Raw genomic sequence first — 20,933 nt, 5'->3', positions numbered from 1 at the left:
GAAAGAAGAGGATAAAATTAAACTAAAAAGATTTAGTATAGCTGGTACAGGAGGACAATGTTTAATGGAGCCTCCTGAGTATAAAGAAGATAAATTTCCTTTTATTTTATATAACCTAGGGGGAGGACTTTTAAATATTATTTTTTCAATTATAGCTATAATTATATATTTAATATTTTCTAATATGCCTTATTTACTAGAAATTTTACTTTCCTTTTCAGGGATAGGAATAATATTAGGACTTATGAATATAATTCCATTAAAGATTGGTGGAATTGCTAATGATGGCTATAATATAGTTTCATTAAAGAAGAATAAGGATGCTAGATATGCTTTTTATAGACAGCTAAAAATAAATGCCTTATTAGCAAGAGGGGCTAGAATTAAGGATATGCCTAAGGAGTGGTTTGAACTTCCTGAAGGAGCAGATTTAAACAATCCAATTATTGCATCAGTTGCTTGTATGATGGGAAGTTATTATCAAGATAATAAAGATTTTCAAAGATCTAAAGAAGAATTTGATTATGTTTTAGAAAACTCTAATAATTTATTAGGAATATATAAAAATGAAATTGAATGTGAGTTACTTTTTTATGAGATAATTGGAGATAGAAATATAGATAAAATAAATAAGTTATTTACTAAAGAATTAAAAAAATATATAAAGGCAAGTAAACATTCATTATCTAAAAAAAGGTTATTATATGCTTATGAACTTCTTATAAATAAAGATGAAAATGCAGCTAAAAAATATTTAGATGAGTTTGAGAAAATAGCAAAAACCTACCCTTATAAAGGAGAAGTAGAAGGTGAAAGAGAATTAATAAGTTTTGTAAAGCAAAATAATGAGGAAATTTTTAATAAGTCTAACGCTTCAATTTCTATATAAATTTTTAATAAAAATGGTATTTGCAAAATATTTGTAAATACCATTTTTGTATTATAAATAGATTTTATTGAATTTTTATTATAGAAATTATTTTATTATTTGTTAAAAAAATATCTATTTGATAAAAATATTTTATTGAAGTTAACAATGATACTTAATTTACATAATTAAATTATGTAAAACAAATAAACTTAATTAATAAAAAATGAATGAAATTAAATTTAATTATTCAATAATAAAAACATCTAAAATGTATAGTTTTAATAATTTACCCTTCTATAATTAAGTGCTCATGGGGGCTTTATTGCATTTGATTAATTCTTGGAAATAAAGTAAAAATATAATATGCATAAATTTATCGAAAAAAATGAAATTTTTATTTGATTATATTTCAATATGTTGTATTATATAGTAAAGCGTTAAATTTTGAGGGAGGAAAATACATGGAAATAAAATTAGATATATTTGAAACGATGGCACTAGCTACCATTGTATTTTATTTTGGGGCTTATATAAGAAAAAGAATAAAAGTTTTAGAAAAATACTGCATTCCATCAGCTGTTGTAGGTGGAATGATTTTTTCAATAATAATGTTAGTTTGTAAATTAAATGGTATCTTAACAATAAGCTTAGATACTACATTACAGCAAGTGTTTATGACAGCCTTTTTTACCAGTATTGGATATACTGCAAGCTTTAGGCTGCTAAAACAAGGGGGAGTAAAAGTTATAATATTTTTAATATTATCAACTATTTTAGTAATTACTCAAAATATATTAGGAGTATCTTTAGCATCAGCTTTTAAGCTTAACCCATTATTAGGACTAACTACAGGCTCCATTCCATTAGTAGGTGGACATGGTACATCAGGTTCTTTTGGACCACTTTTAGAGGGGATGGGGGTTAAGGGAGCAACAACTGTAGCTTTTGCCTCAGCAACTTTTGGACTAGTTATGGGAAGCATTTTAGGTGGATTTGCAGCAAAAACTTTAATAGAGCGAAATAAACTTAAAACAGTTAAGGAGTATCGTGATAAGACTATACCAGTAAGTGATTTTCATCAGGATAATGAAGCGGTATTATCACATAAGAAACTTATGAATGGAGCAGCATGGATATTTTTAGCAATGGGAATAGGAGCAATTATTACAAAGTTTATGGAAGGCTTAGGATTAACTTTCCCATCCTATATTGGGGCTATGCTTGCTGCTGCAATTATTAAAAATATATGCGACTTAAGAAAAGTAAAGCTTGAAGATAAGGAAATAGAAACTTTAGGTGGAATCAGTCTTTCCTTCTTCCTATCCTTAGCCCTTATGGGATTAAAGTTATGGGAATTATTTGACTTAGCTCTTCCTTTAATTATTATGTTAATAGCTCAAACTATTCTTATGTTTGTATTTGGATATTACATAGTATTTAGAGTTATGGGAAAAGATTATGAGGCTGCAGTTTTTGTTTCAGCCCTTTCAGGTTTTGGAATGGGATCTACAGCAAATGCAGTAGCAAATATGGATGCTCTTACAGATAAATATGGCTTTGCTAAAACTCCATATCTTGTAGTTCCAATAGTAGGATGTTTATTTATTGACTTTATTAATTCTTTTGTTATTACTATATTTATTAACATATTTGGATAATATGTAAAAGTAATAATACATAAGGAAAAATATAAAAAAACTATTATAATTTTACTAATAAATTAATGAAATACTAAAAATTATAAGGAAATATAAAGAAAATAACATAAGTAAATCTGTTAAAGATTTGTTTATGTTATTTTTTTACTATTTTTTTTATTAAATTATTAAGTTGTTAATACATTAACTATTTTTTAAGTTAAGTGTAATAGACAAGGTAAAATTTGAATGGTATAATCTTCCTGAAAACAATTACAGAAGGTGTGAAAATGGATATAAGTAGAGTTTTGGAGGATAATCCAATAATAACTGCAGTTAAAGATGATAATGAATTAGAAGCCGCCCTTGATTCAGAGAGTAAGGTTATCTTTGTTTTATATGGAAATATTATAAATATATTAAATATAAGCAAAAAGATATCAAATAAAAATAAAATTGGTTTTGTTCACATAGACTTAATTGAGGGACTTTCTAATAAGGAGATAGCAGTTAAATTTATAAAGGAAAAAACAACCTTTCAAGGAATAGTAACAACCAAAAGTTCCTTAATTAGAATAGCTAAAGAAGTTGGGCTAAATACTGTTTTTAGAATATTTATTTTTGATTCCTTATCTTTGAAAAACGCAGAGAAACATATATCTAATGATTGTGATGCAGTTGAAATACTTCCAGGGGTTATACCTAAGGTAATTAAAAGTATTTCTAAGAAATACAAGAAGCCAATAATTGTTGGTGGCTTAGTTGAAACTAAAGAGGAGGTATTACAGGCCTTAAGAGCAGGGGCAAGCTGTATATCTACTTCTAATCAAAGAATTTGGGATATTTAAAATTTAATATTAACTAGCGAAAAAATAGTTTAGTGCTGTTAGAGATTTAGAGTCAAGCACAAAATAGGATAACTATCTTATTTTGGCTTGACTTTTTTAGTAAACGTTATCGATTTTAGTTATTTTAAGATTACAATTTAATATTAAATATATTTTATCCAATAATAAGAATATAAAAGCAAGATAAGGGGTGATATAAGTAAAATTAAGAGTTTGCATTTTGATTTTCAAGGACTTTAAACATAAGGACAAAATTTTAAATATCAGAGGATAAAGAAACTATACATTTAGTTTCTAAAAGGGGAGATTTTATATCTATTAAGATTGAGAATTATAATTTAGGGGGATATAAAAATGAAATTTTTAAGAAGTACAATAGGCTTTATGTGCGTTGGATTATTTGTCGGCGGAATATGGGGAACCTTTGCAGAAAAATATGGCATTGCAGGGGGCTGGTTTGCAGCTGTAGCAATAATAGGTCCAATGTGGTTTATGAACCATTATCTTGGATTAATAACTAATGAGGATGATGGAGCTTTTATAGATATGGGACTTGGAGTTGGTATTTCTTGTTTTATGAGAGACTTTTTCAATCAAGGTGCTAGTAGTGCAGTAAAATCACTTCCTACTCTAGCTCTTATAGCAGTGGGGGCTGTTATAGGAGGAATAGTGGCAGCAGCTATAGAGAGGGATATGGCTAAAAAATCTAATGCACAAGTTGAAATATCTGAAAATCAAAATGTAAATAATTAATTTAGAGAGGTTAGGAGGGTATTATTATGACATTGGAATTAGCTCTAGCGACAATAGTTGGTGGATTTTTATTTCCGTTTTTAATAAGAATGTATTGGGGTGGACTTGTAGATAAGTTTGGTCCAATTGGAGGATTTATGGCAGCTGGATTTATTGTAGGAACAGCTTGGGCATTAAATCATGGAGTTGGATTAATAACACAAAGTGGACCAGTTTGGGTAGACATGGGATTTGCTGCAGGAATAGGACTTTGCGTTGCATCAGCTATTCAAGGGGGAAAAGTAAAAAAGGCAATCCCACAAATAGGAGCAGCTTTAGTTGGGGGAACTTTAGCAGGCTTTATTTTATCGATAATACTTTAAAATTAATTTATATAAAAATGGAGGAATGAAATCATGGGAAAATATATTATTGCTTTAGATCAAGGTACAACTAGTTCAAGAGCTATAGTTTTTGATAAGGCTCAAAATATTTTAGGCGTAGCACAAAAGGAATTCACACAAATTTATCCAACTCAAGGATGGGTTGAGCACAATCCAATGGAAATATGGTCAACTCAATATGGAGTTTTACAAGAAGTTATTGCAAAAACAAATATAAAGTATGAAGATATTGCTGCTTTAGGTATTACTAATCAAAGAGAAACTACAATAGTTTGGGATAAGAACACTGGAGAACCTATATACAATGCAATAGTTTGGCAATGTAGAAGAAGTTCTTCTATGGTAGATAAACTAGTTGCAGATGGTCATGGCGATTATATAAGAGAAGCTACTGGATTAGTACCAGATGCTTATTTCTCAGGAACTAAAATTAAATGGATTTTAGATAATGTTGAGGGAGCTAGAGAAAAAGCAAATAGGGGAGAATTATTATTTGGTACAGTAGATACTTGGTTAGTTTGGAAATTAACTAATGGAAAAGTACACGTTACAGATTATACAAACGCATCTAGAACAATGATATATAACATCAAAGATTTATGCTGGGATGAAAAGTTATTAAATATTTTAGATATTCCAAAGTCAATGCTTCCTGAAGTTAAAAATTCATCAGAAGTTTATGGATATGCTAATTTAGGTGGAGTAGATGTTCCAATTGCAGGTATGGCTGGAGACCAACAAGCTGCATTATTTGGGCAAGCTTGTTTTAACAAGGGTGAAGCAAAGAATACCTATGGAACAGGAAACTTCTTACTTATGAATACAGGAGATGAATTAGTAAGAAGTAACAATGGTTTAGTTACAACTATTGCTGTTGGTATAGATAATAAGGTTCAATATGCTTTAGAAGGTTCTGTATTCATTGGCGGAGCAGTAATTCAATGGATAAGAGATGAATTAAAGCTTGTTAATGATGCTGCTGATACAGAATACTTTGCTAAAAAGGTAGATGATAATGGAGGGGTTTATATAGTTCCTGCCTTTACTGGACTTGGAGCTCCACATTGGAATCAATATGCTAGAGGAGCTATTTTAGGATTAACTAGAGGAGCTAACAGAAATCATATAATCCGTGCTGCCCTAGAATCAATTGCATATCAATCTAAGGATGTATTAGATACTATGGAAAAGGATTCTGGAACAAAACTTACAAGCTTAAAGGTTGACGGTGGAGCAAGTAGAAATGGCTTCTTAATGCAATTCCAAGCTGACATAATAAATGCTGAAATAAGAAGACCAATAATTACAGAAACAACAGCTCTAGGTGCTGCATATTTAGCAGGTTTAGCTGTAGGCTTCTGGGAAAGCAAGGAAGAATTAGCTAAGAACTGGTGCGAAGGAGAAAGATTTATTCCTAAGATGGATGAAGATACTAGAAATAAACTTTGCTCAGGCTGGTCAAAAGCAGTAAAGAGAAGTTTAGATTGGGAAGAAAAATAATAATTTTACAGATATTGAGAATTAGTGATTCCCATGATATAATTAAGATATCAAATAAATATTTTGTTAGTGCTTAGGAGTTTTAGAGTCAAGCACAAAATAAAGGGGTTTTTACACCTTTATTTTGGCTTGGCTTTTTTTAGTTTATTCTGCTGGAATAATAACTAATAAAGCTTTTATAAAAAGAATTTTTGGGGGTATAGTTTTATGTATGATGTAGTAATAATTGGAGCTGGTGTAATTGGAACATCTATTTTTAGAGAGTTAACTAAGTATAAGGTAAAGGTTGCTATTGTTGAAAAAGAAAATGATGTTTCTATGGGAACTTCAAAAGCAAACTCTGCTATAGTTCATGCAGGATATGATCCTAAAGAAGGAACCCTAATGGCAAGGCTTAATGTTAAAGGAAATGAAATGTTTGAAGATTTATGTAAGGAGTTAGATGTTCCTTTTAAAAGAAATGGTTCCTTAGTTTTAGCTTTTAATGAGGAAGATTTAGAAACTGTTAAAAAGCTTTATGACAATGGAAATAAAATTGGAGTCAAGGGATTAAAAATCCTTAGTAAGGAAGAAGTTTTAGAAAAGGAACCTAATGTTTCAGATAAAGTTGTTGGAGCCTTATATGCACCTACTGGAGGAATAGTTGGACCTATGGAATATACTATTGCCCTAGCTGAAAATGGTGTTAAAAATGGTGGTGAAATATTCTTAAATTCTGAAGTTATAAAAATAGAAAAAGGTGAAAACTTTAAAATAACAACTAAAAATAATAAAGTTATAGAAAGTAGATTTATAGTTAATGCAGCTGGAGTTTATGCTGATAAGGTTCATAATTTAATTTGTCCTGAAAGTTTTAAAATAACTCCAAGAAGAGGACAATATTTTGTTATGGATAAATCTCAAGGAAAATTATTTAATAGTACAATATTCCAATGTCCATCAACTCTTGGAAAGGGAATTTTAGTTTCTCCAACTGTTCATGGTAATTTGATTGTTGGACCTGATGCAGAAGATTTAGAAGATAAGGAAGCGATTAATACAACTTCTAAAGGACTTGAATATGTAAGGGAAACTACCTTAAAAACAACTGAAAAAATTAATTTTAGGGAAAGTATAAGGAACTTTGCTGGACTAAGAGCCCAACCTGATACGGGTGATTTTATAATTAAGGAAGATGAGCATGTAAAGGGATTTATTGATGCTGCTGGAATGAAATCACCAGGATTATCTTCAGCTCCTGCAGTTGCCTTAGAAGTAGTAAAAATTCTTCAAGATATTGGTTTAACTAAGGAGAGAAATGAAAATTTTGATGGAAGAAGAAAGCAGATTATATTTAGTGAACTTTCAAAGGAAGAAAAAGGGGAATTAATAAAGAAAAATCCTTCTTACGGAAAGATAATCTGTAGATGTGAAGGCATAACAGAGGGAGAAATCATTGATGCAATTTCAAGATCCTTTGGAACTATAACTTTAGATGGAGTTAAAAGAAGGTGCAGACCAGGAATGGGAAGATGCCAAGGCGGCTTCTGTGGCCCAAGAGTTTTAGAAATTATAGCAAGGGAGCTTAAAAAAGATCCTATAAATGTTTATCAGGAAAAAGAAGGCTCTTATATTCTAGTAGGTAAAACAAAATAGGGGGAAGTTTATATGAAATATGATTTAGTAGTAGTTGGTGGAGGCCCTGCTGGACTAGCTGCAGCTTATGAGGCTTATAATAATGGAATAGAAAATATTTTAATAATTGAAAGAGATGTAGAGCTTGGAGGAATTTTAAACCAATGCATTCACAATGGTTTTGGATTACACACTTTTAAAGAAGAATTAACTGGGCCGGAATATGCTCAAAGGTTTATTGAGATGGTAAATAGCACTAAGGTTGAAGTTATGCTAGATACCATGGTTTTAGATATTGAAGGCAATAAAACCATTCATGCAATAAATTCAGAAAAGGGATATATGGAAATTGAAGCTAAAGCTATAATCTTAGCTATGGGTTGTAGGGAAAGAACTAGAGGAGCTATAAATATTCCTGGAGATAGGCCTTCTGGAATATTTAATGCAGGGGCAGCCCAAAGATATATAAATATTGAAGGCTATATGCCAGGTAAGGAAGTTGTTATTTTAGGATCTGGAGATATAGGACTTATTATGGCAAGAAGAATGAGTCTAGAGGGAGCAAAGGTTAAGGCTGTTGTAGAACTTATGCCTTATTCTAACGGCTTAAATAGAAATATCGTTCAATGCTTAAATGACTATGACATTCCATTATATCTTTCACATACAGTTGTAGATATTATTGGCAAGGAAAGATTAGAAAAGGTTGTTATTGCAAAGGTAGATGAAAATAGAAGACCTATAAAGGGAACTGAAATTGAATTTGACTGCGATACTCTTTTATTATCAGTAGGTTTAATACCAGAGAATGAATTATCAAAAAATGCTGGTATTGAATTAGATAAGAGAACTAACGGTCTAATAGTAAATGAAAGTATGGAAACATCAATAGAAGGAATTTTTGCCTGCGGTAATGTTGTTCATGTTCATGATTTAGTTGACTTTGTAACAGCAGAAGCAAAGCATGCAGGAGCTTGTGCTGCTAAATATATAAAGGGTGAATTATTAAGGGGAGAAGAAATTGATATAATTAATGGTAAAAATATTACCTATACTGTTCCTCAAAAAATATCTGTAGAGGCAATAGAAAATAATTTAACAGTTTTTATGAGGGTAAATAATATCTATAGAGATAAGGTAATTACAGTTAGACATGAGGACAAGTTAATAGCTAAATTTAAGAGAAAGCATTTAGCTCCTTCTGAAATGGAAAAGATACTTTTGAATAAAAAGCTGCTAGAAGGAATAAAGGGCAATTTAGTTATATCTTTAGAGGATGGTGAATAAGATGGTTAAGGAATTAATTTGCATAAGCTGCCCAATGGGCTGCCACTTATCAGTAGATACAGAAAAACTAACAGTTACAGGTAATAGCTGTAAGCGAGGAGAGATTTATGGAATAAATGAAGTAACAAATCCTGTAAGGGTTATTACAACAACTGTTAAGATAGAGGGTGCTCATCATGCAGTTTTACCTGTAAAAACAAAGGCGCCAATTCCTAAAGATTTGAATTTTAAGTGTATAGAAGAATTAAATAAGATTACAGTTAAAGCTCCAGTAAAAATGGGAGATGTTATTGTTGAAAACATCCTTAACACTGGAGTAGATGTAATTGCTACTAGAGATTTGTAAATATTTAAAAAGGTTTGCAAGAGGGACTGACCCCATACATTTTTTGTAATAGGGTTAGTCCCTTAAAGCTTAAAGGTTGAAAGTAATTCGATTAGAATATAGTGCTTTATATTTAGCGTTAAATATTTCAGTATTTAATTTAACTTCTTCAGCATTAGATAGAACTTTAGAAGATATTTCTGCATTTGCTTTAGTGCCTATTACACGTTTATTATCTTCTATTATTGTAGTTGAAACTCTAGTGTCATTTAAAAATATTGTTACTTCTGACTGGCAGGATTCTTTAACTAAATCAACTATTTCATTATTATCGTTTATTAAAAAATCACCCTTATAGAGCTTATTATCTTTTATAGACCAATCCCCCTCGTATTTAGCGTTTATTAAATTCATGCTCATATTATTATTAACTTTGAAAAAAAGTTTTGAAGTGAAATGGAGAGATAAGGTATAATAATAAAAATACCTATAGATAAAGGAGTATGATTTTATGAAGAAGAGTTTTAATATAGAAGAGTTTTTACTAAAATATCCTCATGCTAAAGAAAAGATTAAGGAATATAATATCAACATAAATTCATTAAAAGAAATTTATGAGGATTTTGTGAAATATGAACTTTCTTATGAAAATCATGCAAATTTTATAGCTAATATTTTTCGTTCTGTTGACTCTGTTCACTCTGTAAAATCAAGGGTTAAGAAGCCAGAAAGGTTAATAGAAAAAATAATTAGAAAGACTGGGGATAGAAAAGAAAAATATGGGGATGATTTTGAATTCTCTGTGGATAACTATAAAAATGAAATTAATGACCTAATTGGAATAAGGGTTATTCATATATTTAAAGATCAATGGCAGGCTATCCATGAATTTATTATGAAAACTTGGAAGGTTATTGAAGTTACTGCTAATGTTAGAGAAGGGGACAATACCAAGCCTTTTGAAGAATTAAATATTGAAGTCAGATCAAGAATATCAGGATATCGTTCAGTACATTATTTAGTTGAATTTTATCCAACTAATGAAAAAGTTATAGCAGAAATTCAAGTTAGAACAATATTTGAAGAAGGCTATGGTGAAATAGATCATACTTTAAGATATTCCCATCATGAAATTCCAGAAATATTAAAGTCTAATCTTCTTCTTTTTAATAGAATAGTTGGAAGTGCCGATGAAATGGCATCTCTTATAAATGATTTAAGTAAAGAATGGGGTAATAAAGAAAAAGAATATATCAAGGTCATAGAAGCTCAAAGAAAAGAAATAGAAGAGTTAAAGAAAATAAATAAATAAATAAAAGAAGAGTGATAGAACTCTTCTTTTTGCATTTATTAATTTTATTTATCATTTTTAGATAAAGTAAAGGTTGAAAGTAATTTAAAGTTTTAGCGACTATATTTATTTCTTCTGCTAACTTTTCGTCTAATATAATTGAATTATCTATCATAGATTTACTATCTTTAGTAAGTTCAGTAACAAGAATATTAATATTTTTAGAAGAAATTTTACTTTCTTCAGCTAATTTTCTAATTTCTTCGGAAACTATAGCAAAACCCTTTCCATGTTCACCAGCTCTAGTAGCTTCTATTGCTGCATTTAAGGCTAAAAGATTTGTTTTAGAAGCTATAGAATTTATTAAATTACACATCTCCGAAATCTTACTAAACCTTTTTGCAAATTCAGAAATTTTTTCTTTATAAAGATTAAATTCTTCTTTAGTGTAATTTATATAACTTTCAAGATTGTCCATTTGAGTTTTATTGTTAGTAACCATCTGTCCTATTTCATTAATTTTAATATTTACTTCCTTAATAGAATTGATTATATTCCCTAAAGCTTTACTGAAATCATTAGTTAAATTAGAAATTTTCATTAATCCTTCTGTTTGATTGCTTATACCTATTGCAACCTCTTGAATAGAGCAAGTAACATTTGAAGAGGATTCGGATATTTCTTCTGATACAGAAGCTAAGTTATCTGATTGAATTAAAGCATTATTTGAATTTTCCTTAATTTTTTTTAGAATATCCTTTAAGGATAATTTAGTTTTTAGCAAGGAATTTGCCATTATTCCAAACTCATCTTTCCTATTTAAAGTATAATCGCTTATTCTGAAGGTTAAATCTCCATTGGATAAAGCGTCTATTAATAGGAGAATAATAAATGCTGTTTACAGATAATCTTAGTCCAGAAGAACTAGCTATATTGAGTAATATCCTTGCAATAGAGTTAAGTAAAGATAGAACAGCAAGCGGAATAAGTGTTATTGCTAGTTTTTTATCTGCTGTAGGAGATATTATGGCGGTTATAGCTGCTCAAAGAGAGTATTTAGAAGAATTAGAAGAAGCTTCAGAGAGCAAATCCAAGGAAAGGGATAAGGAAGAAAAGAATAAAAATAAGGGTAAGTGAATATTTTAACTATTATTACTTACCCTATATTATTGGAAGTATTTAATATTTACCAAAGGATGTAATTAATATAAATATTTGTCCAACTTTTTAATTAAATTATTTATTATGAGATAATTTTGATCTTTTAGTATATTTTTTGCCATTTGCATGACAGCCTTTTTTCTTGCCATCTATAAATCCTATATCAGAGCCAGCTTCAGAATACATTTTTCTTAATTCGGCATTAGATTTTGGTCTGTCTTTTAATCTATTTTTATTGTTATCCATTTTGATTCCTCCTAAAAATTTTTCGATTATCGATTATAGTTTAACCAAAATGAAACCAAATAATTAATTACATATATTAGAATAATAATAGTAAAGCTTTGCAAGGAAAAATTTAAAAGTGACTTGGGCTTTTCTTAAAGGAGGTATAAATATGAAAAGGAAATCTATGCTTATTCTAGGATTAATTGCTTTATTAATTTTTATTGCTTATGGCTTAATTAACTTTTTTAATGATAAAAATAATGTAACTTTTAATGCAGTAATTGTTGAAGTAAAGGAAAATTCTATTTTAGTTACACCTGAGGAAGGAAGTAATGAATTAAAATCTGCAGACTTAATATTTGTTTCAATTAGAGAAAAGACAAAAATTATTGACGAAAATAAAAATAAGTTAGCTATAACAGATTTAAAAGAAAATCAAAAAGTTGTAATTTATTATGATGGCTTAATTGCAGAAAGTTATCCTACTCAAATATTAAATTGTCATAAGATAAAACTTGTGTCATAAAATTTTATTTTTATGCTATGCTTTAAAGCAATATTTCAAATATCATTATTCAATTTATAAGATTACTTAATAATCAATCAATAAATAAAATATAGCTCATTTTATTAAATTGTGATATAATGAATTTGGGAATGAAGTTCTCCCCTGGTTAAATAAAACCAAAACCGCATTTATGCTGATGACTTCTGTGAGTAATAATCACAGGAATTATCAGCTTTTTTTATTGCCAAAATATAAACATAGGAGGAGTAGGAATGTTAACAAGTTTAGCACTGATTTTTTTATTAGGATTATTATTAGGAAAGGTATTTAATAAATTAAAACTTCCAAGTTTATTAGGAATGATTATAACGGGAATTATATTAAGTCCTTATGCCTTGAATTTGCTTGATTCTTCTTTATTAAATATTTCAGCAGATTTAAGGCAGTTAGCCTTAGTTATAATTCTTACAAGAGCAGGATTATCCTTAGATATTTCAGATTTAAAAAGGGTAGGAAGGCCGGCAATTTTAATGTGTTTTGTCCCTGCCTGCTTTGAAATTTTAGGAGTAATTTTAATAGCTCCAAGAGTTTTTACTTTAAGTGTTTTAGAAGCAGCCATAATGGGATCAGTTCTTGCAGCAGTATCTCCAGCGGTTATTGTACCTAGGATGATAAAACTTATTGATGAGGGATATGGAAAGGAGCATAGCATTCCTCAATTAATATTGGCAGGAGCTTCTGTAGATGATGTATTTGTTATAGTTATGTTTACAGCTTTTACTTCTTTAGCTCTTGGAGGAAAAGTAAGTGCAATGAACTTTATTGAAATTCCAATTTCAATAATTTTAGGAATAGCTTTGGGAATTATAACTGGAATAATTCTAGTTAAGTTTTTTAAAACTTTCCATATGAGAGATTCTGTTAAATTGCTAATAATACTAAGTATATCCTTTTTGCTTATTGAATTGGAAAATCAGTTAAAGGGTTTTATTCCTTTATCGGGTCTTATTGGAATTATGGCTATGGGAATAGCAATAAAGCAAAGGTATGAGATTCTTGGTAAAAGATTATCCAGCAAATATAATAAGTTATGGGTTGGAGCAGAAGTACTTTTATTTGTTCTTGTAGGAGCAACAGTTGATTTATCTTATGCTTTAAAAACAGGCTTCTCTGCAATAATTGTAGTCATTGGAGCTTTAATAATCAGAATGATAGGGGTATTTGTATGTTTATTAAAAACAAAGATAACCATAAAGGAAAGAATCTTTTGTATGTTGGCATACACCCCTAAAGCTACAGTTCAAGCCGCAATAGGAAGTATTCCACTATCAATGGGCTTAGCTTGTGGACAGCAGGTATTAACAGTTGCAGTTTTATCTATTCTTATTACAGCACCATTTGGAGCAATTTGTGTAGATAAGAGCTATAAAAGGCTTCTGGTAGGAGATTAGTATTTTTTTAGTTGCAGATTATATAGCATAGTATAAGCCTTGTAAATACTTAAAATTTTATATATAATTACTATTCAAAGGAGGAAGAGTCGTGATGCAGGAAAATGTAAATTTAGCACAAGGGGAATCTTATTTTGATGGAGGTCTATTAGAACTTATTGCTTTGAGAATATTAGGAATAATAATTACAACGGTTACCTTTGGTATTTGTTATCCTTGGGCTCTATGCATGGTATACGGTTGGAAGATTAACCATACTGTAATAAATGGAAGAAGATTAAGGTTTAATGGAAAAGCAATTAATTTATTTGGAAACTGGATAAAATGGTTTTTTCTTTGTATTATAACATTAGGCATATACTCCTTTTGGCTAGGAATTGCATTAGAAAAGTGGAAAGTAAAAAATACAAGCTTTGCAAATTAAGTTTAGTAATAAAAGGGCATCCTAGGATGGCTCTTTTATTACTTAATTATCAAAAAACTACTAAAACATAGCCTGCTAAAGCAAATAGAAAAATAATTAAAGACCAATATAGGAGAGACCAAAATATGAATACACAAAAGATAATTATATATTTAATGATAATATCAGTTCTTATTTTATCATTAATAGTAATAATGATTTTTAGAAGAAGAAAAATAGAACTTAACCAAGGGGAAATAGAAGTAAATGAAGTATTAGAGAAAATTAAAGGCTATAAGCTTTTAAGCAATGTAATGATAAAAAGGGAAAGTGGAACAAGCCAGATTGATCATATTTTAATAGGGAAAAAAGGTGTTTTTGTTATAGAAACAAAGGATTATAATGGAAAGATATATGGAGATCAATACTCAAAGTATTGGATGCAAAAATTAAATGGAAGAAAGAATACTTTTTATAATCCAATAAGACAAAATTATGGACATATAAAAGCTTTAGAAGAAATGTTAGATAGAAAGGATATATTTATATCTTTAATAGTTTTTACTAATAAATCAAATATAAAAAAAATAAAAGTTGAAGTTCCAGTAATTCAATTAAAAAAACTAAAAAGATTTATTAAAAAATATAAATCAGATATTTACTTATCAAAGGATGAAATATCTGAAATTTATAATTCTATAAATAAGAAAAATATTATTAGTAATAGAGCAATAAAAAAGCATGTAAAGAAATTGAAAAAAACTTTATATTAAGGAAGTTTGTTTTCTAGTTTCTTTATTCTAGCTATTAATGAAATCTTGTTTATTAAAGATAAAAAATAAATGCTAGGTAGATAGCAGTATGTATAAGAATTTCTACCTAGCAAAAATAATTAACTACAAATTGATGATAAATTAGAGACAAGATTAATGTCAATATAAATTAATATATAAAAATCTACATTATTCTATAAAACCCTTCGATTTCATCCTAGCAGAATCGATAAAATATCCCATTCCTGTTTTTAATTTTCTAAATCCAAGCTTTTCATAAAATCCTTCCTTACAATGCATATTTGAAAAATAGAAAAGATTGGTTTTAAAAATATGTTAGGAGGAATTTTTATGGCTTTAATAAAAAAACTTATATCTCCAGATAAATATAACTTAAAATGTCCTTATTCAATGGTACCAAAGGGAGTGTGTATTCACAACACAGCCAATGATGCTGCAGCAGCCAATGAAATATCCTATATGCAATCTAATGGCTTAGCTACATCCTTTCATATTGCAATTGATGATGTTGAAGCGATACAAGGTATTCCTTTTAATAGGAATGCTTGGCATGCAGGAGATGGTGTCGCAGGAGAAGGTAATAGAAATTATATTGCTATAGAAATTTGTTACTCAAAATCTGGTGGAGATAAATTTACTAAAGCAGAACAAAGGGCAGCAAAGGAAGTTGCAGCATTGTTAAAGCAATTTGGATGGAATATAAATAATGTTAAAAAGCATCAAGATTTTTCTAATAAATATTGTCCTCATAGAACCTTAGATTTAGGTTGGCAAAGATTCTTAGATATGATAAATAAAGAATTAAATAAATTAAGAGAGAATATTATAAATGATGAGCTTTATAGGGTAAGACAGAGCTGGTTAGAAGCTTCGAGTCAGATAGGAGCCTTTAGTGTATTAAAAAATGCAATAGAATGTGTAAATAATAATCCAGGATATATAGTTTTTAATAGTTCAGGAAAACAAGTCTATCCTTCACCAGATAAATTTTATAGAGTAAGGCAAAGTTGGGAAAATCCTTCAACACAAATAGGTGCTTTTACTATATTTGATAATGCTGTAAAATGTGCAGATCAAAATGAGGGTTATAGTGTTTTCAATAGTTTAGGAATAAAATTATATCCTTAAAATAAAATTTAATATCTTTCTTTTCTTTCAAGTGGACATATGTCCACTTTTTTATTTTGTAATAAAATTATTCTTATGAAAATTAATTTATTGTTTTAGCTATTTTATGGTGGTAAAATTTACTGAGAAAAATTACAGAAGTAGAATTGAAAGAAGGACTAATAATGGGGAATGTTTTAAAGAAAATATTAAGATTAATCTGGGGGATAATATTATGTGGAAGCTCAACAGTGTTTATGTTAAATTCTAATATTGGTTTATTGCCCTGGGATGTTTTTCATGAAGGAATATCAAAGGTTATGGGAATTACAATTGGACAAGCAAGTATAATTGTAAGCCTTATAGTATTTTTACTAAGCATAGCAGTTGGAGAGAAGGTTGGTATAGGTTCTATTGTTAATGTCTTTTTAGCTGGATGGGTTATAGATTTTTTAAATTATATTAATATAATCCCTAAGGCTGATCGTATTTTTACCGGAATAATTATGGTTGTAACAGGATTGTTTTTATTAGCTTATGGATGTTATCTTTATATGAGCTGTGGTCTTGGGTGTGGACCTAGGGATAGTCTTTTAGTCGGACTAAACAAAAAACTAAATAAGTCTATAAATTTAATTAAAACAGTTATGGAAGTGACAGTTTTACTAATTGGAATTTTATTAGGAGGAAGCTTTGGAGTTGGAACGGTTATATCTGCTTTAGGAACTGGTTATGCTATGGAAATGATATTCAAATTAAAAAAATTTGATGTAGCAAAATTAAAGCAAAAGTCACTAATGGACAGCTTTCACGATTTTAAGGCGTTTTTTAGTTTATTATCCACTAAGAAGAGTAGTATTAATTAACTTTTTTGTTGGAATATAAGTAAGGTGGGTATATAATTCAATAGTGAAAAAGGTTTTTTAGATGTCGGGAGGAAATTAAGTTGAAGGAATTTTTTATTGTAGCTATATGTGGAATAACAGCCTTTGTTATATTTTCTAAAATATTTGAGAAATTAAACAATGATGTAAATTTATTTGACCCTATTAGAAAAATAACAAATAAGTTAAAAAAGAAAGAATCTTATGGAAGCTTTTTTCTTTTAATATCTATTGTTTTAGTAGTAGGAATCAGTAGATCTTTAAACTTAAATAATTTTATATATGGTATTTTATTAGGATTTGTTGGTGCCCTTCAAGAAGTTATTTTTAGAAAAGAAGATGAAAATAGTAAAAATAAATTAAATAATAAAAGAGTGACTTCTAATAAAAAAGGCAATAATAAAAGTAAAAAATAATAAAATATACAAAATTTAAGGAGCTATCGCTTAGAGGTGTTAATATCCTTTGGCGATAGCTCCTTTTTATTTTGTTTTTTATAAAAAGTTAAATTTTATCCAGACTCAGTCTATAAAATTTTATAAATTAAATTTTTTAAGTGATTTTTTGATAAAAATTTATTTTAATTGTATTTTTGCCAAAAACCATTGAATTAATTAAATTATCCTTGTGCTATAATATTATAAAATTAGACAAAAATATATTTTTATATATGCAGGTTATACCCTTAAAAGTCGTTATTATACGAAAAAAATAATTCAATAATTTTCCACTTGAATGAAAACTCTTGTATTAATTAAATTCCTTTAATAAGAAAAAGAAAGTATTAATTGTCAGTAAATTATGGGATATACTTTCATTAAAGAAAGGAGGAATTAATTATTAAAAATATCAAGACTAAAGAGAAGTATAGAATTATCTATTGACTTTCATGGGTATAAAATATTTGGTGTTTTCAAAGGAGGACATAATGAAATATTTTAATGACGAAAACCGTTCCTCGAGGATTTTAAGTATACTTGAACAAAAACATTCGGTTTCGTTAGAAACTTTAACTGAAAAATTAAATGTCAGTTCCAAAACAATAAAAAATGAGATAAAAAAGCTTAATGATCAATTAGATAATTCAGCCTTTGTTGATATTAAACATGGTGTATATAAGATATATATATTTGATAGATTTAAATTTGAGAGAGTTAAGCAGGAGATATATTCTCAAAGAGATTTTCTTAATTCTCCACAAAGAAGAATGGCATTTATTGTGTACAAGCTTATTAATAGTGAGAAGTCATACTTAATAGATGATCTTGCATATGAAATGAATGTTGCAAGAACAACAATAATAAATGATATGAAAAAAATTAAAGAAATTTTATCTGATTATAACTTAAGCATTATAGGAAGGCCTAATAATGGAATTATTCTTGAGGGTAATGAATTAGATATAAGGAACTTTATCCTTGAAAATATTTATGAAATTACTTATGAGGATTTTAAAATAGATGAAGATATTGTTCAGTTTGTAAAGGATACAATAAGTAAATATAAACTTGACAAAGAAACCTTTGAGGCCTTTATAAAATCATTAACAGTAAGCTTTGATAGGTTAATGAATGGACATTCTATAAAAACATTAAGCAATAAGTATGGAGAATTGCTAAGAAGCTGGGAATTTGAAGTGGTTACCTCTATTGTAGAAGAAATAGAAAGAAGACTGCAGATTAATTTTATCCTAGAAGAAAGATTGTTTTTAACTTTGCCAATTGTAGGAATGAGAACTCCTATAAATATAGAAGAAATTTCGCAGCGTGTACATATAACTGATGAAATACTAAAGCTTGTATCTGATATAATTGAAAGAATTCGATTTAAAATGGGCTTAAATATTACTAAAGATGACATTCTTGAAGATTTTGTTTACCATATAGCCTTTTTAGTTAATCGACTTAAGTATGGTGTTCATCTTAACAATCCTCTAATTGATGATATAAAGGAAAATTATAAGGTTGCTTATAAGATGGCAGAACTAGCCAAAGAAGTTATAGAGGAAAATTTAAAGGTAAGTATGACACAAGATGAAGTTGGATTTATAGCAGCATATTTTGGATTGTTTATATCAGAGCAGGAACTTGTTAAGCCAAAGGATTATAAAATTGCAGTTATATGTGGTACTGGCAGAGTTACGGCAAAGTTAGTTGAAAGTCAATTAAGAAATATCTTTGATTCAAAAACCACAATAGACTTATTTTCAGATGATAAAGTTATTGGAGAGGTATTGGACACTTATGATTTAGTTTTATCTACTGTTAAAACAAAGTATAACACCAGTACAAAAGTTTTATATTTAGATAAAATATTCGATAAAGAATCCCTTAAAAGAAAAATTAAAGACCTTTTATATGCTGAAAAGTTAGACATGCCCTTGGTACAGGGAATGGACTCTTTGTTATTAAGTATTTTAAAAGAAGAAAGATTTTTTATTCTAGATAGTCAATTAAGCTATCAAGAAAATATTGATCTAATGGTTGAGAACTTATATGCCAAGGGATATGTAGACGAAGGCTTTAAAGAAAGGATAAGGGAAAGAGAAAAGAAGTCTACAATGGCTATTAATGAATTTGTTGCCTTACCTCACACAATTAATTACAAAAGCAGGCAGATATTAATAAGTTTAGGCGTTAGTAAGGATGGAGTAAAAATTAATGCTCATGAAAGAATTAAATTGATATTTTTAATATGTCTTCCAGAACAAACAAATGATGATGCAGTTTTGGTAAAAGTATATGACGAAATTATAACTATTGCTAATAATGAAAAGGCTGTAGAGGATATTTCTACGATTGAAAATTTTAAGGATTTAATTTTATATTTTGTAAAAGAAAATGATATTTTTGATTAATAGTAGGGAGGGGTAAGATGAACTTCTGGTTTTTATTAATATGTGCAGGAATAGCATTTATGCTTCAGTATTTATTAACTTTTATTCAAATAAAGAGTTTCACTGAGCATTATAAAATGCTTAGGAAAAAAGGAAGGGTGGCAATAGGCAAATCTAGGGGAGCCTTTCGTGCTGGATGCATAGCAATGTTTGCAATAAATGAAGACGGAATAATACTTGAAGGAAGTTATATGCATGGAGTAACAGTATTTGCTAGAGCAAAAAAATTAACCGGCTTTGAAGGCAAAGATGTTGGAGCTTTAACTGAAGAAGACTGCAAGGGACTGCTTAAAACATTAAAAAAATCTATTCTAGAAGCCTCTTCTAACTATAATATCATAATGGCAGGAGGTGAGATTGTAGAACCGCCATCCCCATTACAAAGATTAACTAATTTTATCATTCCAAAAAATAAAAGTAAAAATTAAGGAGGAGAAATCTATATGGATACAATTGTTAAATTTGCCGAAGGCTTTATGGGATTATTTGATGTTGGAGCTGAAACTTTTGTTAGCTGGGTTACTGGAATAGTTCCAAAGGTAACACTATTATTAATTTTTATGAATGCTTTAATTGCTTTAATTGGACAAGATAAGATCAATAAATTTGCAAAGATTGCATCAAAAAATGTTATTTTAGCTTATGGAATTTTACCATTCTTATCAGCCTTTATGCTAGGAAATCCAATGGCTTTATCAATGGGAAAATTTTTACCAGAAAGAATGAAACCAAGTTATTATGCATCTGCTTCTTATCATTGTCATACTAACAGCGGTATTTTCCCACACATTAATGTAGGTGAAATCTTTATATATTTAGGAATAGCAAATGGGATTGAAACCCTTGGATTAAGTACAACACCTTTAGCCCTTCGTTATTTATTAGTTGGTTTAGTAATGAACTTCTTTGCCGGTTGGGTAACTGACTTTACAACAAAGTATGTTATGAAACAACAAAAAATTGAGTTAAGCAATGAAATTGTAGCTAAGTAG

24 protein-coding genes and 1 riboswitch are annotated in these 20,933 nt (G+C 28.8%); of the genes, 21 read left to right on the top strand and 3 right to left on the bottom strand.

The window, feature by feature from the left end; translation table 11 throughout:
- The 9 genes from KQI16_RS12055 to KQI16_RS12015 all read left to right on the top strand — a co-directional run.
- The coding region (locus tag KQI16_RS12055) for a hypothetical protein (RefSeq protein WP_216434750.1) at positions 1–889 on the top strand (889 nt) is incomplete at its 5' end.
- A gap of 443 nt (positions 890–1,332) precedes the next feature.
- Positions 1,333–2,529: a sodium/glutamate symporter gene (gltS, locus tag KQI16_RS12050; protein ID WP_216434747.1), complete on the top strand. Its 1,197-nt coding sequence runs from the start codon at positions 1,333–1,335 to the stop codon at positions 2,527–2,529.
- Positions 2,530–2,798: 269 nt separating this feature from the next.
- Positions 2,799–3,356, top strand: a complete 558-nt coding sequence (locus tag KQI16_RS12045; RefSeq protein ID WP_216434745.1) for a glycerol-3-phosphate responsive antiterminator — start codon at positions 2,799–2,801, stop codon at positions 3,354–3,356.
- A 354-nt stretch (positions 3,357–3,710) separates the two neighbouring features.
- A complete protein-coding gene (locus KQI16_RS12040) occupies positions 3,711–4,109 on the top strand; it encodes a Lin0368 family putative glycerol transporter subunit (RefSeq protein WP_119864438.1) in 399 nt (132 codons plus the stop codon).
- Between the two features lie 26 nt (positions 4,110–4,135).
- Positions 4,136–4,471: a Lin0368 family putative glycerol transporter subunit gene (locus KQI16_RS12035; RefSeq protein WP_216434744.1), complete on the top strand. Its 336-nt coding sequence runs from the start codon at positions 4,136–4,138 to the stop codon at positions 4,469–4,471.
- Positions 4,472–4,504: 33 nt separating this feature from the next.
- The gene (gene glpK / locus KQI16_RS12030; protein ID WP_216434741.1) at positions 4,505–5,992 is read left to right on the top strand and encodes a glycerol kinase GlpK; all 1,488 of its coding nucleotides are present in this window, start codon (positions 4,505–4,507) and stop codon (positions 5,990–5,992) included.
- Positions 5,993–6,199: 207 nt separating this feature from the next.
- Positions 6,200–7,627 (top strand): NAD(P)/FAD-dependent oxidoreductase, encoded by a 1,428-nt coding sequence (locus KQI16_RS12025; protein WP_216434739.1) that lies wholly within the window; start codon positions 6,200–6,202, stop codon positions 7,625–7,627.
- 12 nt (positions 7,628–7,639) lie between these two features.
- Positions 7,640–8,893: an NAD(P)/FAD-dependent oxidoreductase gene (locus KQI16_RS12020; protein ID WP_216434737.1), complete on the top strand. Its 1,254-nt coding sequence runs from the start codon at positions 7,640–7,642 to the stop codon at positions 8,891–8,893.
- A 1-nt stretch (position 8,894) separates the two neighbouring features.
- On the top strand, positions 8,895–9,239 hold the full coding sequence (locus KQI16_RS12015; RefSeq protein WP_216434735.1) for a DUF1667 domain-containing protein: 345 nt from the start codon (positions 8,895–8,897) through the stop codon (positions 9,237–9,239).
- A 69-nt stretch (positions 9,240–9,308) separates the two neighbouring features.
- Here KQI16_RS12015 and KQI16_RS12010 read toward each other — a convergent pair whose 3' ends face one another.
- Positions 9,309–9,638, bottom strand: coding sequence for a cache domain-containing protein (locus KQI16_RS12010; protein WP_216434732.1), 330 nt, complete (start codon positions 9,636–9,638; stop codon positions 9,309–9,311).
- A 91-nt stretch (positions 9,639–9,729) separates the two neighbouring features.
- Here KQI16_RS12010 and KQI16_RS12005 point away from each other — a divergent pair, with 91 nt between their 5' ends.
- Positions 9,730–10,530 carry a RelA/SpoT domain-containing protein gene (locus tag KQI16_RS12005; protein ID WP_216434730.1) on the top strand — a complete coding sequence of 267 codons (801 nt, stop codon included), beginning with the start codon at positions 9,730–9,732 and terminating at the stop codon, positions 10,528–10,530.
- Here the strand turns inward: KQI16_RS12005 and KQI16_RS12000 are convergent.
- Complete coding sequence (locus KQI16_RS12000) at positions 10,478–11,305, bottom strand: methyl-accepting chemotaxis protein (RefSeq protein ID WP_216434728.1); 828 nt, start codon at positions 11,303–11,305, stop codon at positions 10,478–10,480. The two genes, KQI16_RS12005 and KQI16_RS12000, sit on opposite strands and share 53 nt — an antisense overlap.
- A 95-nt stretch (positions 11,306–11,400) precedes the next feature.
- Here KQI16_RS12000 and KQI16_RS11995 point away from each other — a divergent pair, with 95 nt between their 5' ends.
- Complete coding sequence (locus KQI16_RS11995; RefSeq protein WP_216434726.1) at positions 11,401–11,646, top strand: hypothetical protein; 246 nt, start codon at positions 11,401–11,403, stop codon at positions 11,644–11,646.
- A gap of 99 nt (positions 11,647–11,745) precedes the next feature.
- Here KQI16_RS11995 and KQI16_RS11990 read toward each other — a convergent pair whose 3' ends face one another.
- Positions 11,746–11,916, bottom strand: a complete 171-nt coding sequence (locus tag KQI16_RS11990; protein ID WP_216434723.1) for a hypothetical protein — start codon at positions 11,914–11,916, stop codon at positions 11,746–11,748.
- A 151-nt stretch (positions 11,917–12,067) separates the two neighbouring features.
- Between KQI16_RS11990 and KQI16_RS11985 the strand changes: the two genes are divergently transcribed.
- The 10 genes from KQI16_RS11985 to srlA all read left to right on the top strand — a co-directional run bounded on the left by KQI16_RS11985 (position 12,068) and on the right by srlA (position 20,933).
- Positions 12,068–12,424 (top strand): DUF3221 domain-containing protein, encoded by a 357-nt coding sequence (locus tag KQI16_RS11985; protein WP_286173110.1) that lies wholly within the window; start codon positions 12,068–12,070, stop codon positions 12,422–12,424.
- A 118-nt stretch (positions 12,425–12,542) separates the two neighbouring features.
- Positions 12,543–12,619, top strand: a riboswitch (Fluoride riboswitch).
- A 59-nt stretch (positions 12,620–12,678) separates the two neighbouring features.
- Positions 12,679–13,857: a cation:proton antiporter gene (locus KQI16_RS11980; protein ID WP_216434721.1), complete on the top strand. Its 1,179-nt coding sequence runs from the start codon at positions 12,679–12,681 to the stop codon at positions 13,855–13,857.
- 94 nt (positions 13,858–13,951) lie between these two features.
- Positions 13,952–14,281, top strand: coding sequence for a DUF898 family protein (locus tag KQI16_RS11975; RefSeq protein WP_216434719.1), 330 nt, complete (start codon positions 13,952–13,954; stop codon positions 14,279–14,281).
- 125 nt (positions 14,282–14,406) lie between these two features.
- Entirely contained in the window at positions 14,407–15,033 is a 627-nt protein-coding gene (locus KQI16_RS11970) for a nuclease-related domain-containing protein (RefSeq protein ID WP_216434717.1), read from the top strand.
- Positions 15,034–15,384: 351 nt separating this feature from the next.
- The gene (locus KQI16_RS11965; protein ID WP_119864455.1) at positions 15,385–16,182 is read left to right on the top strand and encodes a peptidoglycan recognition protein family protein; all 798 of its coding nucleotides are present in this window, start codon (positions 15,385–15,387) and stop codon (positions 16,180–16,182) included.
- A gap of 164 nt (positions 16,183–16,346) precedes the next feature.
- Complete coding sequence (locus tag KQI16_RS11960; protein WP_216434715.1) at positions 16,347–17,027, top strand: YczE/YyaS/YitT family protein; 681 nt, start codon at positions 16,347–16,349, stop codon at positions 17,025–17,027.
- 80 nt (positions 17,028–17,107) lie between these two features.
- Complete coding sequence (locus tag KQI16_RS11955) at positions 17,108–17,461, top strand: hypothetical protein (protein WP_216434713.1); 354 nt, start codon at positions 17,108–17,110, stop codon at positions 17,459–17,461.
- Positions 17,462–17,934: 473 nt separating this feature from the next.
- A complete protein-coding gene (locus KQI16_RS11950; RefSeq protein ID WP_216434757.1) occupies positions 17,935–19,902 on the top strand; it encodes a BglG family transcription antiterminator in 1,968 nt (655 codons plus the stop codon).
- Positions 19,903–19,919: 17 nt separating this feature from the next.
- Positions 19,920–20,369, top strand: coding sequence for a transcriptional regulator GutM (locus KQI16_RS11945; RefSeq protein ID WP_216434711.1), 450 nt, complete (start codon positions 19,920–19,922; stop codon positions 20,367–20,369).
- Positions 20,370–20,384: 15 nt separating this feature from the next.
- A complete protein-coding gene (srlA, locus tag KQI16_RS11940) occupies positions 20,385–20,933 on the top strand; it encodes a PTS glucitol/sorbitol transporter subunit IIC (protein ID WP_119864459.1) in 549 nt (182 codons plus the stop codon).

The organism is Caproiciproducens sp. MSJ-32, from assembly GCF_018918055.1.
Taxonomy (GTDB): Bacteria; Bacillota; Clostridia; order Clostridiales; family Clostridiaceae; genus Clostridium.
This window is presented reverse-complemented; position numbering and strand designations above follow the sequence as displayed.

Excerpts from the sequence above, each read along its gene's own strand:
- KQI16_RS11990 (WP_216434723.1), bottom strand. The coding sequence starts at position 11,916 with ATGGATAACAATAAAAATAGATTAAAAGACAGACCAAAATCTAATGCC.
- KQI16_RS11970 (WP_216434717.1), top strand. The coding sequence starts at position 14,407 with ATGAATACACAAAAGATAATTATATATTTAATGATAATATCAGTTCTT.
- KQI16_RS11945 (WP_216434711.1), top strand. The coding sequence starts at position 19,920 with ATGAACTTCTGGTTTTTATTAATATGTGCAGGAATAGCATTTATGCTT.
- srlA (WP_119864459.1), top strand. The coding sequence starts at position 20,385 with ATGGATACAATTGTTAAATTTGCCGAAGGCTTTATGGGATTATTTGAT.
- KQI16_RS11975 (WP_216434719.1), top strand. The coding sequence starts at position 13,952 with ATGCAGGAAAATGTAAATTTAGCACAAGGGGAATCTTATTTTGATGGA.
- KQI16_RS12005 (WP_216434730.1), top strand. The coding sequence starts at position 9,730 with ATGAAGAAGAGTTTTAATATAGAAGAGTTTTTACTAAAATATCCTCAT.
- KQI16_RS12035 (WP_216434744.1), top strand. The coding sequence starts at position 4,136 with ATGACATTGGAATTAGCTCTAGCGACAATAGTTGGTGGATTTTTATTT.
- KQI16_RS12020 (WP_216434737.1), top strand. The coding sequence starts at position 7,640 with ATGAAATATGATTTAGTAGTAGTTGGTGGAGGCCCTGCTGGACTAGCT.
- KQI16_RS11950 (WP_216434757.1), top strand. The coding sequence starts at position 17,935 with ATGGGTATAAAATATTTGGTGTTTTCAAAGGAGGACATAATGAAATAT.
- KQI16_RS12045 (WP_216434745.1), top strand. The coding sequence starts at position 2,799 with ATGGATATAAGTAGAGTTTTGGAGGATAATCCAATAATAACTGCAGTT.
- KQI16_RS11985 (WP_286173110.1), top strand. The coding sequence starts at position 12,068 with ATGAAAAGGAAATCTATGCTTATTCTAGGATTAATTGCTTTATTAATT.
- KQI16_RS12010 (WP_216434732.1), bottom strand. The coding sequence starts at position 9,638 with ATGAGCATGAATTTAATAAACGCTAAATACGAGGGGGATTGGTCTATA.
- KQI16_RS11960 (WP_216434715.1), top strand. The coding sequence starts at position 16,347 with ATGGGGAATGTTTTAAAGAAAATATTAAGATTAATCTGGGGGATAATA.
- KQI16_RS11995 (WP_216434726.1), top strand. The coding sequence starts at position 11,401 with ATGCTGTTTACAGATAATCTTAGTCCAGAAGAACTAGCTATATTGAGT.
- gltS (WP_216434747.1), top strand. The coding sequence starts at position 1,333 with ATGGAAATAAAATTAGATATATTTGAAACGATGGCACTAGCTACCATT.
- KQI16_RS11965 (WP_119864455.1), top strand. The coding sequence starts at position 15,385 with ATGGCTTTAATAAAAAAACTTATATCTCCAGATAAATATAACTTAAAA.
- KQI16_RS12040 (WP_119864438.1), top strand. The coding sequence starts at position 3,711 with ATGAAATTTTTAAGAAGTACAATAGGCTTTATGTGCGTTGGATTATTT.
- KQI16_RS12000 (WP_216434728.1), bottom strand. The coding sequence starts at position 11,305 with ATGGCAAATTCCTTGCTAAAAACTAAATTATCCTTAAAGGATATTCTA.
- glpK (WP_216434741.1), top strand. The coding sequence starts at position 4,505 with ATGGGAAAATATATTATTGCTTTAGATCAAGGTACAACTAGTTCAAGA.
- KQI16_RS12025 (WP_216434739.1), top strand. The coding sequence starts at position 6,200 with ATGTATGATGTAGTAATAATTGGAGCTGGTGTAATTGGAACATCTATT.
- KQI16_RS12015 (WP_216434735.1), top strand. The coding sequence starts at position 8,895 with ATGGTTAAGGAATTAATTTGCATAAGCTGCCCAATGGGCTGCCACTTA.
- KQI16_RS11980 (WP_216434721.1), top strand. The coding sequence starts at position 12,679 with ATGTTAACAAGTTTAGCACTGATTTTTTTATTAGGATTATTATTAGGA.